The 709-nt window shown below is 62.5% G+C and carries 1 protein-coding gene; it reads left to right on the top strand.

What is annotated here, in order from left to right:
• Nucleotides 1–162 precede the first annotated feature (162 nt).
• Nucleotides 163–615, top strand: a complete 453-nt coding sequence (locus A5780_RS22630; RefSeq protein ID WP_064909539.1) for a hypothetical protein — start codon at nucleotides 163–165, stop codon at nucleotides 613–615.
• The last annotated feature ends 94 nt before the right edge of the window (nucleotides 616–709 follow it).

The raw sequence follows: 709 nt of genomic DNA, 5'->3' as shown, positions 1-709 counted from the left end.
GGACAAGACGACTTCGGCGCGCTGACCAGCGAGTTTGATCTTTCTCGCCCTTCGTATACGCAAACTCCTTGTGCGTATACGCAACTACGTATACGCTGACTCTATCGCCGCTACCCAGTGAGGCGAGATTTGAAAGACCCCCAGACGCAAGGAGATTCAGTCATGGCGCTCAAGGATCTGCGTTTCACCGTCGCGTTCAACGAAGCGTTCGAGAAGGGCCTCGTGCTGGTCGGCGAGATCGAGCCCGACACCGAGTACAACCAGAACCGCAACGCTCCGGCTCGTCAGAAGGTCGACCCGGTCACCGGTCTGCGGCAGTGGAAGGCCACCGCCACCAACCCGGCGGAGACGAACCCGAAGAAGTCGAGCATTCAGGTGATCTTCCTGGCCGACGTGGCTCCGGTGCCCTCGACTCCCGAGGTGCTGCCCGGTATGCGCTCGATCGTGCTGGAGAACGTGACCCTTCAGCCGAAGGTGACCGGTCAGGGCGAGTTCAAAACTCTCGGCTGGACTGTGCGGGCTACCGGTATCGCGGGCGACAACTCCGGCGCCAAGGTGCCCGCGGCCGATCCGGGTGCAGCTCGTCCGGCGCGTAGCGACTCCAAGGCTGCGTGATTGTCATGTCGTTCATCAGCGCACACATCAGCAAGTTCGATGGCATCGAGGCCGAGTACTGCCCGGCGCGCGATACCGCATCGGGGCCGCTCCG

The sequence above is a fragment of the Nocardia sp. 852002-20019_SCH5090214 genome (assembly GCF_001665865.1).
Lineage (GTDB): Bacteria > Actinomycetota > Actinomycetes > Mycobacteriales > Mycobacteriaceae > Nocardia > Nocardia nova.
This window is presented reverse-complemented; position numbering and strand designations above follow the sequence as displayed.